General features: G+C 37.3%; 11 protein-coding genes. 4 read left to right on the forward strand and 7 right to left on the reverse strand.

From position 1 onward, the window contains the following. Nucleotides 1-28: 28 nt before the first annotated feature. The 6 genes from TY13_RS07330 to TY13_RS07360 form a co-directional block, all read right to left on the reverse strand. On the reverse strand, nucleotides 29-595 hold the full coding sequence (locus TY13_RS07330; RefSeq protein WP_052344257.1) for a sigma-70 family RNA polymerase sigma factor: 567 nt from the start codon (nucleotides 593-595) through the stop codon (nucleotides 29-31). A 114-nt stretch (nucleotides 596-709) separates the two neighbouring features. Continuing rightward, a complete protein-coding gene (locus TY13_RS20400; protein WP_052344258.1) occupies nucleotides 710-2,158 on the reverse strand; it encodes a copper amine oxidase N-terminal domain-containing protein in 1,449 nt (482 codons plus the stop codon). A gap of 209 nt (nucleotides 2,159-2,367) precedes the next feature. Beyond that, entirely contained in the window at nucleotides 2,368-3,798 is a 1,431-nt protein-coding gene (locus TY13_RS07340) for a copper amine oxidase N-terminal domain-containing protein (RefSeq protein ID WP_230199396.1), read from the reverse strand. A gap of 74 nt (nucleotides 3,799-3,872) precedes the next feature. After that, on the reverse strand, nucleotides 3,873-4,682 hold the full coding sequence (locus tag TY13_RS07350) for an MBL fold metallo-hydrolase (protein WP_042473668.1): 810 nt from the start codon (nucleotides 4,680-4,682) through the stop codon (nucleotides 3,873-3,875). Nucleotides 4,683-4,771: 89 nt separating this feature from the next. Then, nucleotides 4,772-5,578 carry a sulfurtransferase gene (locus TY13_RS07355; protein ID WP_042473670.1) on the reverse strand — a complete coding sequence of 269 codons (807 nt, stop codon included), beginning with the start codon at nucleotides 5,576-5,578 and terminating at the stop codon, nucleotides 4,772-4,774. A 71-nt stretch (nucleotides 5,579-5,649) separates the two neighbouring features. Further along, nucleotides 5,650-9,258, reverse strand: a complete 3,609-nt coding sequence (locus TY13_RS07360; protein ID WP_042473673.1) for a dynamin family protein — start codon at nucleotides 9,256-9,258, stop codon at nucleotides 5,650-5,652. A gap of 353 nt (nucleotides 9,259-9,611) precedes the next feature. On the opposite strand from TY13_RS07360, the gene TY13_RS07365 reads away from it, so the two are divergent. The 4 genes from TY13_RS07365 to TY13_RS07375 all read left to right on the forward strand — a co-directional run bounded on the left by TY13_RS07365 (nucleotide 9,612) and on the right by TY13_RS07375 (nucleotide 13,233). Further along, nucleotides 9,612-10,070 (forward strand): chemotaxis protein CheX, encoded by a 459-nt coding sequence (locus TY13_RS07365; protein WP_042473675.1) that lies wholly within the window; start codon nucleotides 9,612-9,614, stop codon nucleotides 10,068-10,070. Nucleotides 10,071-10,931: 861 nt separating this feature from the next. Beyond that, nucleotides 10,932-11,057 carry a hypothetical protein gene (locus tag TY13_RS21125; protein WP_268258007.1) on the forward strand — a complete coding sequence of 42 codons (126 nt, stop codon included), beginning with the start codon at nucleotides 10,932-10,934 and terminating at the stop codon, nucleotides 11,055-11,057. Between the two features lie 30 nt (nucleotides 11,058-11,087). After that, nucleotides 11,088-11,588: a cytochrome c oxidase subunit II gene (locus TY13_RS07370; protein WP_042473678.1), complete on the forward strand. Its 501-nt coding sequence runs from the start codon at nucleotides 11,088-11,090 to the stop codon at nucleotides 11,586-11,588. Next, nucleotides 11,566-13,233, forward strand: coding sequence for a b(o/a)3-type cytochrome-c oxidase subunit 1 (locus tag TY13_RS07375; RefSeq protein WP_042473681.1), 1,668 nt, complete (start codon nucleotides 11,566-11,568; stop codon nucleotides 13,231-13,233). The genes TY13_RS07370 and TY13_RS07375 overlap by 23 nt, the downstream gene beginning before the upstream one ends. A gap of 692 nt (nucleotides 13,234-13,925) precedes the next feature. On the opposite strand, the gene TY13_RS07380 is transcribed toward TY13_RS07375, so the two are convergent. Next, nucleotides 13,926-14,483 carry a TetR/AcrR family transcriptional regulator gene (locus TY13_RS07380; protein ID WP_042473686.1) on the reverse strand — a complete coding sequence of 186 codons (558 nt, stop codon included), beginning with the start codon at nucleotides 14,481-14,483 and terminating at the stop codon, nucleotides 13,926-13,928. Between the last annotated feature and the right edge of the window lie 190 nt (nucleotides 14,484-14,673).

Raw genomic sequence — 14,673 nt, forward strand, 5'->3', positions numbered from 1 at the left:
TAGCTTTGTTTGAGGTACTGGAATTTTATCAATTATTTTTTTCAACGGATTTAACCCACTCATCTATGTACGCCCCTTTTAATTGTTGTCGCAGTCGCTGTAGCCCTCTACGAATATTTGTTTTTACCGTACCTTCAGGACAAGCTAATATTTCAGCAATCTCCCGAACTGTATAATCTTGATAAAAACGCAAGAGCAACACTGTTTTATATTTTTCCTCAAGGCTAGCTAACGCCTGCCAAAGATCAAATTCCTCTTCCAGCCTTTCATGCGGTGTGGCTTCCAGTAAATCAAATGTTTGTGGCTCTGTTAATTCGGTATGTTGGTATTTCGTTATGTATGTTTTGCTGCAATTAATTACGATTCTCGTCATCCAAGTTGTAAAATACTGTGGCTCCTTCAGCTTCGGTAGCCCTTCATAAGCACGAATGATAGCCTGTTGAAAGATATCAACAGCATCATTTTCATTTTGCACATATACATATGCCATGCGATAAAGTTGTTTTTGTAGCGGCTTTATTAAATCGTAAAAGGCTTGTTCATCCCCATTTTGCGCTTTTTCTACTAAGCTATTTTGTAAATTAGTAATGCTCAACGCCTCCTTCCACCTATTAGACTCTCAAATTATGTATTTCGATTCAAATTTTTCGTATTAAAAAAGACATTTTACAGTATTAATAACTGTAAAATGCCATTTCTTTTGGTAAGCTTATTGCGCGTTACGTAAAATGTAGATTAAATCTTGTTGTACGTATGTTTTGTCTTTCTCTAATAATGCTGGTGCCTCATCAAATGTTTTCTTTACACCGTTATCTGTATACTCTTTTTGACCACGTGTAATCTCATATGAAAGGTCGCCTTTTGTAATGATTGCACCTTTACCATTTGATTTTACTGTGAAGCCAAAGTACTCTGCTAAATCACGTAGTGGCACCATATTTACGCCATTTACTTCATAGCTATCTTGTGCGATTAATCCTGGTAGCACATCTAAAATTTGAATAGCTGGTTCTGGCGCAACTACCGGTGCTCCTTCACCTAATACAATTATTTTTGATGGATATGTTTGGGAAGGAATGCTTGCTGTTGCGATTGTATAAAATACAAGCGATTGCTTGTCAACGATAGCATCCTTCGTTAATTTCTCACCAAGTAAGTTTGTGATCTCTGTCTTATCTGTAATGTTTAATTTTAAAGTAATCTCGTGATTTAAGAAGTCTGCATCATATGTGCCTACTTCCGCGATTCCTGCACCCTCCGTTTGTACAATAATCGCTTCTGGCGTATATTGTGGTGGGTAAATGTAGATAACAGGCTTATTCATATTAACAAAAGCTTCAAACTTCATACCTTTTTTCAATTCTATTTTTTTACCTGTATTATCAAGTATTACTGTCTCTTTATCTACTGTTAAGCTGAATGGCTGTTCTTTATCTTCAATTACTAGTAATTGCGTGCCGTTTTCACGTGCTACAATATCAGTAATTTCGCCCGCGAATTTTTCAAAGTTCGGCACTTCCTCTGCTGGCACAACTTCTTCAGCATCTGTCGCTTTATTTTCTAACACGATTACGCTAAATGGATTTGTTTGTGCTGGAATGCTGAATGTTGCTGGTCCATAAAAGACAAGTGCTTCTTTACCAACGATATCTTCTTTCTTTAATTGCTCACCAGCTAAGTTTGTAATTTGTGATTCCTCTGATAAATTAAGCTTTAATGTATTTTCTTTGTTGACGAAATCTTTATCGAATGTCCCAACTTCTGCAATGCCCATATCGCTTGTTTCCACTACTACTACATCTGGATTGTATTGTGGTGGGTAGATCATTAACATCGGTTTATTTTTGCTAACGAATGCAGTAAATTGTAAGCCTTCTTTTAGCTCTGCTTTTTTGCCTGTATTATCTAAAACAAGTGTACCTTCTTCAAGCGCCAATGAGAATGTTTCGTCACCTTGCTCGATTGTTGTGAATAAAGTGCCGTTGTCACGCTTTTCAATTTTTCCTAATTTACCTGTTAGCTTTGTGAAGTTTGTTGCCACTTCCTCTTTTACTTCCTTTGAAGTTGGCTCTGCTTTATCTTGTGCGAATGCTAACGGTGCTGCGATTGCACTCGTTGCTAAAGTTGCTGTTAATGCCATTGTCATTGCTTTTTTCATAAAATATCTCTCCTTTAAAATCGTTTCACAGTATTAGTCGTGCCATATTCAAAAAGGTTACAAAAAAAATAAAAATTATTATGTTAAAAAAATAAAAGGTATTCTACAATTGCTTGTAGAATACCTTTCCCTTTCATATTGGTTGGTAGCCTGCAAATGAAAGGTTTATAGCATTAAGTAGCGATTTCTCTACGTAATGTGTAAATTATTTACTCACCACGTAAGCTATAAATAAACTCTTGTGGCACATAAGTTTTATTATTTTCCAATAATGTTGGTGCTACTTCAAAATTTTTAATTGCACGGTTGTGAGAATATTCTTTTTGATCACGTGTAATTTCGTATGAAAGATTATCCTTTGTTAAAATTGCGCCTTTACCAGTTGATTTCACTGTAAAGCCTAAGCTCTCAGCTAAAACTCGTAACGGTACCATTTTTACACCATCGATTTCATAATGATCGCCTTCTATCACTTCCGTTAAAATATCTGTAACTTCAATAGTAGGTGTTGTTTCTTCCTTATTTCCTAGTACGATTACTTTTGATGGTGTTGTTTGTGCTGGAATGCTCCTTGTTGAAATTGTATAAAATACTACGGCAACGTTTTCGGCGATATCCTCTTTTGTTAACTTCCCACCAGATGTGTTTGTAATAACCGTATCTTCAGCAATGTTTAACTTTAAAGTGTTTTCTTTATTGACGAAGTTTTTATCAAAAGTACTTACATTTACAAAGCCGATTTCTTCCGTTTCAACAATGATTGCTTCTGGCGCATATTGTGGTGGATAAATTAAAATAGCTGGCTTTTTGCTATCTACAAATGCTGTAAATTTCATGCCTTTTTTCAATTCAACTTTTTTACCTGTATTGTCTAATATAACTGTGTCTTGATTGATAGCTAAATTGAATGGATTTTCTTTATCCCCGTTTGTTACTAATTGCGTACCATTCTCACGTGTCACGATATCGCTAATTTCACCTGTTCGTTCAATAAAATCAGTTGTTACTTCTTCTATCTCTTTTTCAATTTTAGCCGTTTCTAAAACAACTACATGAAATGGACTTGTTTGTGCTGGAATGCTGAATGTTGCTGGTCCATAAAAGACAAGCGCTTCCTTGCCAACGATATCCACTTTCTTTAATTGCTCACCAGCTAAGTTTGTAATTTGTGATTCCTCTGATAAATTAAGCTTTAATGTGTTTTCTTTGTTAACGAAATCTTTATCGAATGTCCCAACTTCTACAATGCCCATATCGCTTGTTTCCACTACTACTACATCTGGATTGTATTGTGGTGGGTAAATTGCTAGCATTGGCTTATTTTTGCTGACGAATGCAGTAAATTGTAAGCCTTCTTTTAGTTCTGCTTTTTTGCCTGTATTATCTAAAACAAGTGTACCTTCTTCCAACACTAATGAGAATGTTTCGTCACCTTGCTCGATTGTTGTGAATAAAGTACCGTTTTCACGCTTTTCGATTTTTCCTAATTTACCTGTTAGCTTTGTGAAGTTTGTTGCCACTTCCTCTTTCACTTCCTTTGAAGTTGGCTCTGCTTTATCTTGTGCGAATGCTAACGGTGCTGTGATTGCACTCGTTGCTAAAGTTGCTGTTAATGCCATTGTCATTGCTTTTTTCATCATTTATTACTCTCCTTTGAGAACGTTTCACAGTATTAGTCGTAGCACATTCAAAAAGGTTACAAAAAAACTTCATTTTATTTTGCATCTTTTAAAATAGACGTTACGATATGTTGTGAATCCCACTCACCGCGCGAAAAACGAGTGATTGGATATTTTTTCGAAAACAGCGTTTGATTAATTTCCGCAGGTGTTAGACCTTGCTTATGAAGAGTAAGTGTTTTCTCTTGTAATGTTAGTAAATAATCTTCCTTTGCCTGCAACGCTTTTCGACCATTTTTCAATAAGCCACCATGACAACAAAAAACATCCGCAAAATCATATGTTAAAACTTTTTGCAATGACTGAATGATTGTTGGAATGCTTTCATTTCTTAAAATAAGTCTCGTTTTGGTCATCACATATAAATCGCCTGTAAATAATTGACCTGTTTCTTTATTCAGTAGTGCTACATGGTCAATCGCATGCCCCGGTGTTTGAATAATATCCCAATCGGCTGTTTTCGATGAAAAAGTGCTGGCAAGTGGCTGTGCATCAAAGGCTTTACGCGCACCCCAAAACACTTTACGATAAAATGGATATGCTGCTTTTTCTGCACATTCCTTTAATAGTGTTTTTTCAATATAAATAGGTATACCCTGCTGTTGCAAAAAGGCCGCATTGCCCGAATGGTCTTCATGATGATGCGTTAATACGACTTGCTCAATGGGCTGCGCTTGTAAAAATGGCTGAAATTGCTTACGCAAAGAATGCGCACCTGTATCAATACATAGACCATCCACGACATAGCTATAAACATTTAGCTGAACGCCTTGAAAAGCGACTGTACCATTACCATAAATGACGCCATTTAATTCTCCTTGCTCGAAGTGTTTTTTTAATAGCATTTTATCTCCCCTTTGCAATGAACCGCCATTCATTTAATTTGTGAAAAGAAGCTGCTCAGAACATTTTCATTTCTGAACAGCTTGATTGACTATTGATTGTCCCCTGTTTCTACATCATACGCAGTAATCCAATCACTATAGCTTCCTACATACAAGCGCAATTGCTCATAGCCTGCCTCTGTAAGTACCGCAAATAGTGGTGATGCCGTTACACCAGAGCCACAATAGACAACCGTTTCCTCATCCTTTGATACTTTAGCTAATAGTTCCTCTGTTGGTGCAAGTGAAGCCCCTTTCTTCACCTGCTCCCAATCAAAGTTTTTCGCCGTCGGAATATGACCTGCAATTGGATCGAGTGGCTCATGCTCCCCGCGGTAACGATTTGCTGCACGCGCATCAAGCAATATAGCTTGTTCTTTTCCATCTACAATATTTTTAACATTTTCACGGCTAGCATACATTTGCTCCTGCCATTGTAATTCGAGAGCTGTCTCCGCAAATTCCTCCTGCGCTGTCGTCACTTCAAATTTTTCTGCCAATGCAGCAAAACCGCCATTCACAATGTAGACATGTGGAAAACCAGCAAGCTTTAACATATACCAAGCACGGGCTGCAAAGGGCATCCCACCTTGATCGTAAACATAAATTACATCCTCATACTGCAAGCCGCTACGCTCAAATAACGATTGTAGCTGCTCCTTTGTCGGCATAGGATGGCGCCCTTCCTTGCTCGACATATTCGATAAGTCACGATTTAAATCCCAATAAATTGCTCCTGCGATATGACCTTCTGTAAATAATTGCTGACCTTCATCAGCATTTGTTAGTGAAAAACGCGTATCAATAAAACGAGCATTTTCTTGTACTTCATCCACCGTTACAAACACCTTTGCCATAAACAATTCTCCCCTTTTCGCGTATTCGTATATCGAACTAAAATGCTGCCCCCAGTGCGCCAAAAACTTGCTTATTTAAGCGCTGCGTAAATCTCTTTCCATTCGCCTAATGCACTTTCTTCTTGTAATAAGCGGCGCTCTGTGGCAATTTGCTCTAGCGCCTGTGCACGCATATAGTCGGATAGCGCAGTTGCTTCATCCACTACATAGCCTGCTGCCCATTCTCGTAATCGTGCCTTTTCTGCATCTAAATATCCTTGTGCATCGGGCTTTGTTAGTTGCTCTAACGCATCCTTTAAATGCTCTTTTTCATTTTTCTCGAAAAATGCTTTAACATTTTTAAAATGCGATTTAACCGAAGCATATTTGCTATGCTCTGTAAATGGACCAGTAAACTCTAAAATTGTCGGCTTCGCTGGCTCATATGCAATAAATGCAAAACTATTGTTTATTTCCTTCAAGCTACGCGCTTCCTCTTTAAAACGTCCTGCAATGCGCTTTTCAACAAATTGCGCGAGACGGAAGTTCGTTACGCGCAACTCCTGTGCAAAATCGAAGCTTAATGCTTGTAGCACTTCTTTTAATGATGTTTCTAACGCTGTTGCTACAGGCATCGCCGCAAATTGCGATGGGTTATAGCTTTCACGGAAGAAATCTGGATAACGATAATATACACGCTGCATTACATAATATAATAGCTCATCTAGCTCTTGATTTGCATCTGATTGTAACATAGCTGTTTGCACATTCGCGTATGCATTTTCAATATGCTGCTCTAGCTGCGTAAGCTCCTCTAAGCGCTCATCCTTACGTAAAAGGTTTGCCTCCGTTTGCGCGATTAAATCATGTAAACGTGCATGTGCCTTCTCAACTTCCTCCTGTAATGCTTGAACCGCCAGTGCTTGCAGCTCATCATTTAAGAAATGATGGAACGCCTCTTCAAATGGTGGCATTCCAGATGCCAAATCTTGTCCCTGCTCTTTTTCACGCAATGCTTGTAAGCTTGATACACCGTATAAGCGTGGGAAGCGGATGCCGAAGCGCTGTAATTCACTACGCACATAATTTTTTACATCCTCTTCTTCCTCTTTAGTGTTGGCTAAATCAATCGCATTGACAACGAAGAACATTTTATCAAGCTCAAATGCATCCTTAACACGACCAAGCTGAATTAAAAACTCACGATCAGCTTTCGCGAAGGCATGATTATAATACGTAATAAATAAAATCGCATCAGCATTGCGAATATATTCGAATGCTACGCCTGTATGACGCGCGTTAATTGAGTCTGCCCCTGGTGTATCAACAAGTGTTACACCCATTCTCGTTATAGGTGAATCATAGTAGAAATCAATATTATCAACGAAGCATGATTTATTTTCCTGTGCAACAAATTGCTCAAATTGCTCACGGTTAACACGTAGCACTTGACCAAGCTGGTCTTTAAACCCATTATAGCCTTCCGCATATGCGCGAATAAATGACTTATGAATATTTAAACGCTCATCCACCAGCTTCACTGCTAAGCCTTCCTCAGCACGCGAATAAGCCTCCTCTAAAGACGAAACAGTTAAGCCAATCGCAGCATATGAGCCTTGAATATCCTCAAGTAGCTGCTCCGCTGTTTTTAATTGTACATCCGCTGTTTCATGTGGATGCTCTGCAGTTACTGGACGAATTTTATTAATTGCCGCTGTTGTTGGATTCGGTGATACAGGTAATACCCTTGAACCCATTAATGCATTTGAGAAACTCGATTTTCCCGCACTAAATGCACCGAAAAGTGCAATGGTGAAATCTTTCTTTTGCAAACGCTCCACTTTTTTCTTTAAGAAGCTTGCAACTTCCGCAAAGCCTTGTACATTGCCGATAGCATTTGCTGTTTTTAGCGCATTATTAATAACTTCTTCTGTTTGATAGTTCGCGCCTGTTACTTGCTGCTGTTCGAACTGCTCCTCGATTTGCTGCTGTTCGTTTTTAGCTAGCATTTCCTCACTAAATGGGCGAATTTCCGCAAGTGCTCGCTCAAAATCTGCTTGCCATTTTGTCGTTTGTGTTTTCGCTAATGCACGAGTTTCATTTTTCGCCTGCTTCATTTCTTTATCGCTATATATTTTGCGCTCATCGAATTGCTGAATTTGAAGAATCGCATCTACTTTTGGCTGAAGTGCGGCTGTTTTTAATTTTACTGGCGTACTCGCTTCTGTTGCGACTTGTGATAATAGCGGCTTTTGCTCCTCTAACCATGTATCTGTTGCACGTACGAAAAATCGTTTTGTCGCTTCTGCTACGCGGTTGGCAAAATTCAGTAATGCATCCCCTGTTACTAATGCACCAGATTGCACCTGCTCTTCAATAAGTGAGAATGGCAAGGCAAAGCTGTGTTGATCAATAGCCGTTGCACGTTCCTCATTTAAAGCCCCAACATTTTTTAGCGCTTCCTTCATTAATGCCTTCAAATGACCAATAATTTGCGACTGCACAATCGTTTGAAATGCATTATTTGCATCCTCAATGCGACGTTCACGCTCTTCAGCCGTCTTTTTCTTCGCACTAAATAAGCCGCCTACTTTAAAGTTTTCCTGCTTACTTTCTAAATAGCTGCGTAGCTTTTCTCGGAAATCTGCTGGCATAATAGCTGCATTCGCTAACAAATCTTTACGCTTTTCATCAAAGGTTTGCTGCCATTCCTCAAACGAGAATAATGTCGTTTGGCGCGTTAAATATTCGTATTGCTCTAATATATCTGCACGTGCCTCCCAGTCTTCTGCTGGTAACACTTCTGCAAACCCCTCAAAGCTTTCCTCTTTTTGCTGTGCTAAAAATGCATCATGCTCATGATGTAGCTTTTGCAGCGTGTTTTTTGCTGTTAATACAAGCTGCTCCTGCCAATCATTCATCGAATCCATCACAATTTTTTTCACTTTTGCAAAGTCATTATGCGGATGCTCTTTATCTTTTAAAGAAGTAAAGAAAATATCCTTTGGCTCTACACCCCACGCCGCAAATGATTGATGCACCGATTTTCGGAAATCCTCAAAAGATAATTCTGACTCGCGGTGCTTATCGATTTGATTCACGATTAAATAAACATTTGGATTATATTTCATTAATTGCTTTGTAAATTGAAAATTCAACTCTGATTGTACATGATTGTAATCCATTGTATAAAATACAATATCCGCGATATGTAACGCCGACTCTGTGCTCATCGCATGTGCATCATCTGTCGAATCTACCCCTGGTGTGTCCATCACCGTTACACCGAATGGTAAATTAGAGCCACTATGACCAATTTCAATTTGCGATACAAGCTCACCGTTTTTGCTCAGCTCTTTTACTGTTTTAAAATCATAGCCTGCCTCAAATTTGACTGGCTTATCGTGATGCATATAAACAATCGCATAATCCTCTTCTGCTTTATGCACCTTAACAATATTGGCGCTTGTCGGGATTGGGCTTGCTGCTAAAATATCTTCACCTGATAAAGCATTAATCATGCTTGATTTTCCCGCAGAGAAATGTCCAGCAAAACCGATTACATATTCTTTCTGTAATATTTTTCGTGCAAATAAATTCAGCTTTTCTACACGCTCTGTATCTTCATTATTTTTATAAATTATGTATTGAATTGCGGATTGCTGAAGCAGCTCCTGCAATTGTTTTTCAAAAACTTCCATTATACAGTAATACCCCTTTATTAATAGTTTCACTCTATATAGTACCACGCTTTGTTCGTAAATTTCGCTATATAATTGAAAAAAACTATTTTACACGTAAGCGTAAAATAGTTCATATCGATTTAATTGTATTTTTCAACACGTATGAGCCTATTGCTGTGTAAACAGCAACTACGATGCCAACCACCGCAAAAATCATACGAGACACCTCACTTAATAGGATATTTGAGAATCATTATCATCTCTATTATACTAATATTTTCTGTTTATCGTCAATCTGCAACGGAATTCTATATTTTTTGACACTTTTATGGTACTATTGAAGAAAATAGAGTAAAAGGATGTGGTATATTATGAGCACTTCGAAGCATGTACAAACGATTTTAAATGGGACAATCCACTCATTAAAAACCATTTTGCCAATGGACATAGATGTTAAAACACCATCCCTCACTACAGAACCATACATACAACAAGAAATGGGTGTGCTTATTGGCTTAGTTGGAGACTTAAAAGGGCGCGTTATTATCGACAGCACACCAGAAACATTCGGAGCAATCGGAGCTGCTATGTTTGGTATGCCACTAGAAGGTGCAATGCTTGAATCATTTACAGGTGAGCTTGGCAATATGATTGCTGGCAACCTTTGTACACATGCAGGCACTGAAAATTTAGAGTTAGATATCACACCCCCTACAGTAATGGTTGGACATACGAAGCTTTACGGATTTCAACACGCATTCAGCCTTCCAGCCACACTTACTGGCGTCGGTGAAATTACAATTTTATTAACAATTGATGATGAAGAATAAAGTGAACCTTCAATCAGTGGGGGTTTTCCGCATCCCCCACTGATTGGTAGTTTCACCAATCGGGTTTTTACAGGCTGTTTAATCCCCCACTTAAACATCTTGACTTAATAAAGTTGGGGTCTGGTGCTCCTGCGGTTACTCGTCGCAAAAAACATCTGCTTCTGCGGTTACTCGTCGCAAAAGTACAGCCTGTTAATACGGGATAATTATTTATAATAGAAATAGCTGTTGGAAATCAGGTTTGCCCCTGCTTTTCCAGCAGCCTTTTTTATTGAAAGGTTTAAGTAAATAGGTTTTTAAAAACTTGAAAACATTGATTTTGAAGCCTAGTACAAAATTTCAAGAATAGGTTCTATTAAAGCTTATAGTTTACTCAATTGTATACCATTACATGTAAGCAGGTAGTTAGCCAGAAATGCTAATTTAAAGTACATCTACACGCTCACTTAAACCTAATGACCAAGGTAAAAGCATAAATAATACTTCACTAGCAACCCTTAATGTAGCAATAACCCGAAGTAAATTGTTTACTGTTACTATAAAGGTTAACAGGGGAGAAGTTTTACCTTTGTGGCAAGCCAAATAACGCATAAATTGCGGTGCGATTAATGTCCATTAACCCACCACAACTAAAGTTAAGCCTCGTTAGAAAATCCTATGTGCTTTTATCCAAATAAATTTCCATAGCACCTCTTTACAACGAAATCCCCTACTTCATTTAATGAAAAAACAGCTCATTTCATACTTCACATTTTTTTCACAAAATTTAGCAACAAGTGTGATTTTTATCACATCGTTCATTATCAGTTTCTTTTATGATGAAAACAAGTACGAAATATACATCTAATAATAGGAGGGACAATGATGGCGAAAAAGAAAAAGGCGGAAGAAAACTTAAAAGGCACACTTCTTATGACCTTTACCCTAGGCGGAATTATTATTTTATTATGGGCCTATTGCTTCAGCCTATTTATGGATCGTTTTTAAGGACACTAAACGTTTAAGGAGTTGGAAAAAATGCACCTACATAAGTATGAAAAATGGTGGCTTGTGTTTGGTACTGGTACTTTAATAGCTTTCCTAATTATTTTAGGTATCGGTGCTTTCCATAGCGGCTCACATCCCAATAATTCTAGAAAAACTATCGATTATGAGAGAGTCGAAGATTTTGAGCCGTTTAACAATCCTGGTGTCCATAAAGTAGAGGGCAAGGATTGGGATTATGAAGTCGTATTAATTGCTTCTGCATTTAATTATAATCCCGCTGAAATTGAATTACCATTAAATGCGAAAGTAAAGTTTATCGCAACTACGAAAGATGTTATTCATGGCTTCCAAGCAACAGGGACAAATATTAATATGATGCTTGAGCCAGGTTATATTTCCGAATATACAACTGTCGTGAATAAAACTGGAGAATACTTAATCGTATGTAATGAATATTGCGGTACAGGTCATGCGTACATGTATTCTAAATTAAAGGTGGTGGACCCAAATGCAGCAAACGATAGTGAATAAAATTATGAAGGTTGATCCTCGCGATGGAAAGCTAGCAATGGCTAATATTTATGTTGCCTTTATCGCATTGCTTGTTGGCGGTTTAGCAGGTTTATTACAGGTGTTAGTCCGTTCAGGTCAATTTACATTACCTTGGGGCATTGGTTATTATCAAGTTTTAACAGTTCATGGTATCTTACTCGGTCTTATATTAACAACATATTTTATTATGGGCTTCCAAGTTGCTGCGATTAGTCGCACTGTTGGTCCTCTTACAAATACACAACGTAAAATCGGTTGGATTGGCTTTTGGTGCATGACAATCGGAACAGTTGCAGCGGCAACAATGGTGTTATTAAATGAAGCAACAGTACTCTATACATTCTATGCACCACTAAAAGCACACTGGATTTTCTATTTAGGTTTAACATTAGTTGTAGTAGGCTCATGGTTATTAATCGTACCACAATTTATGCGCTATATCGCATGGCGCAAAGAGCATAAAGGTGAAACTTCTCCCCTACTAGCGTTCATGGTTACAGTAAATAATCTTTTATGGTTTGTTGCAACATTAGGTGTTGCTACTGAAGTTTTATTCATCCTTTTACCTTGGTCACTTGGTTTAGTTGAACGTGTAGATGTACTATTAACACGTACTTTATTCTGGTATTTCGGGCATGCTTTAGTATACTTCTGGTTACTACCAGCTTACATGGCATGGTATACAATTGTACCAAAGATTCTTGGTGCAAAAATTTTCTCTGATGCATTAGCTCGTCTATCGTTCATGTTATTCTTAATTTTCTCTGTTCCTGTAGGTATTCACCATCAGTTAACAGAGCCAGGTATCAGTGGATTGTGGAAATTTATCCAAGTTGTTTTAACATTCTTTGTAATCGTACCATCATTAATAACAGCATTTTCAATGTTTGCGACTTTCGAATTACGAGGTCGTCAATTAGGTAGCAAGGGGCTTCTAGGCTGGTTTAAAGCGTTACCTTGGAAAGATAGCCGCTTTTTATTACCTTTCATGGGGATGGTAGCATTCATTCCTGGTGGAGCTGGCGGTATTGTCAACGCATCCTACCAAATGAACCAACTTGTTCATAATACAATTTGGATTACAGGTCACTTCCACTTAACTGTGGCAACAACTGTTGCATTAACATTCTTTGGTGTTGCATTCTGGTTAATTCCACATTTAACAGGTCGTGTATTAACACCAAAGCTAAATTTCTTAGGTGTCATCACAGGTATTCTATGGGCTACAGGTATGTTCATTATGTCAAGTGCAATGCATATCGTTGGTTTACTTAGCGGTGCACCTCGACGTTCTGAATACTCTGAGTATGGTGGTGCAACGCAAGCAATCGAATGGATTCCATACCAAATTGCACAGGCTGTAGGTGGAACAATCCTATTTATCGCGATTCTTCTTATTACGTATGTAGTCATTCAATTAGCATTTTTCGCTCCAAAAGGCGAGCAAGATTTCCCATTAGCGGAATTATCACCTGGTGCTGAAAAAACACCTGCTATACTTGAAAACTTCAAAGTATGGGGCGTAATCCTAGTAGCGCTTATTATTTTTGCTTACACGATTCCAATCTTTGATATTATACAAAATGCACCTCCTGGCTCAAAGGGCTTTAATAATTTATGGTAATGTAAGAGCTGTAGGGAAAGTAGGCTAAATGCCTAGGTTTCCCTACAGCTTTTTTTGTTTGGATTTAGGTATTTCGTGAGTATTATTTAACCTATTAATTGATAATATTTTGCGACTTTTTTAAGGAACGCTCGGATTTCTAAACGTCCAGTATCTGTTAGTAACTACATTTCTAACTTCTCATTTTCTGTCACTAGTTGTTGCATCCAACTTTTAACTCTTTTAAAAATTGCCGCCAAATAACCGCTTTGCCTGAGCATTTTATCAAGAGTAAACTACTAAAAATCCATTAACATTAATACTTTTACTTTAAGAACATATATTTAACGCATTAAATCAAACGGAAAAATACAATGTAATTGTTGTATGCCAATTGATTACAGTTAATAAGAATGTACCACTAATAAAAACCTAACTCCTCTTTATATTTTATCGAGGATTTAGGATTTTGATATTCACCAAGCTCTATTAGCTTGTTTAGCTTTACAAAATAATACAGTACCTAATTATCCAGCTTCATTAGCACGTTCACGACAGTTCAAGCTAATCTATTTCAATAAAATATTTTGACCAAAAGTAATGAAAAGTCAAAAAATGATTCTTACGTAAACCCTCTCTGCCAAAAAGAACGCCACATTAGAGAGAAATGCTGACTATCCCTTTATAATAAAGATAAAACTAGATACATTGTTTTATTCTACGCCTTTTAAAAATATTTGAGAAAAACGCTCCATAAGCTCCATTCTCTTTTTGATATCTATTTTATTAGTAAAGGTAATAATTCCATTAATCGTTGTCGCAGCAATTTGACTAACAGATTCCACATCTTCAATATCCCATTCTTTTTCTCTATTTCCCGCGCTGAATATCTCATAGTAAGTATTTAAATATCGTTGCTCAAGCTCGTTTATTTTTTCTTCAATATGTTTTGATTCGTATTCTCCAGTGTAAAATTCTATTATTGCCGTTTGCAACGGATAATAGAACTCCGTTTTTAAGGATAATTCGTTATATAGATAAAACTTTTCCCTATTGCTCTGACATTTTTTCTCTTCCTCGCGCCATTGTGCATACCATTCTGCATCTTCAATATTTAGAATTTCCAAAAAGAGATTTTCTTTTGTTTTAAAATGATAATATAAATTCCCTTTACTGCTGCCAGAATATTTCACAATATCCCCAGTTGTAGTAGCATTATATCCATTTTTAATAAATAGTTCTTTTGCTGCCTTTAATATCTTTTCTCTCAACTTTTTCACTCCTACTATGAAGAAATTATCATTCATTATAACATATACAATTAAGAATTCATTTTATGGCTTATCATCCTTCCAATTTTCCATTTATCCCAAAAAAACTTCGTAAGATTCACTTGAAAAGATAAATATTATAAGTTACACTCTTTTATAGACCGACCAGTCGGTCTATAATATAAATGTA

Source organism: Bacillus ndiopicus (assembly GCF_000612805.1).
Lineage (GTDB): Bacteria > Bacillota > Bacilli > Bacillales_A > Planococcaceae > Metasolibacillus > Metasolibacillus ndiopicus.

Excerpts from the sequence above, each read along its gene's own strand:
- TY13_RS07365 (WP_042473675.1), top strand. The coding sequence starts at position 9,612 with ATGAGCACTTCGAAGCATGTACAAACGATTTTAAATGGGACAATCCAC.
- TY13_RS07355 (WP_042473670.1), bottom strand. The coding sequence starts at position 5,578 with ATGGCAAAGGTGTTTGTAACGGTGGATGAAGTACAAGAAAATGCTCGT.
- TY13_RS07360 (WP_042473673.1), bottom strand. The coding sequence starts at position 9,258 with ATGGAAGTTTTTGAAAAACAATTGCAGGAGCTGCTTCAGCAATCCGCA.
- TY13_RS07340 (WP_230199396.1), bottom strand. The coding sequence starts at position 3,798 with ATGATGAAAAAAGCAATGACAATGGCATTAACAGCAACTTTAGCAACG.
- TY13_RS07370 (WP_042473678.1), top strand. The coding sequence starts at position 11,088 with ATGCACCTACATAAGTATGAAAAATGGTGGCTTGTGTTTGGTACTGGT.
- TY13_RS21125 (WP_268258007.1), top strand. The coding sequence starts at position 10,932 with ATGATGGCGAAAAAGAAAAAGGCGGAAGAAAACTTAAAAGGCACACTT.
- TY13_RS20400 (WP_052344258.1), bottom strand. The coding sequence starts at position 2,158 with ATGAAAAAAGCAATGACAATGGCATTAACAGCAACTTTAGCAACGAGT.
- TY13_RS07350 (WP_042473668.1), bottom strand. The coding sequence starts at position 4,682 with ATGCTATTAAAAAAACACTTCGAGCAAGGAGAATTAAATGGCGTCATT.
- TY13_RS07375 (WP_042473681.1), top strand. The coding sequence starts at position 11,566 with ATGCAGCAAACGATAGTGAATAAAATTATGAAGGTTGATCCTCGCGAT.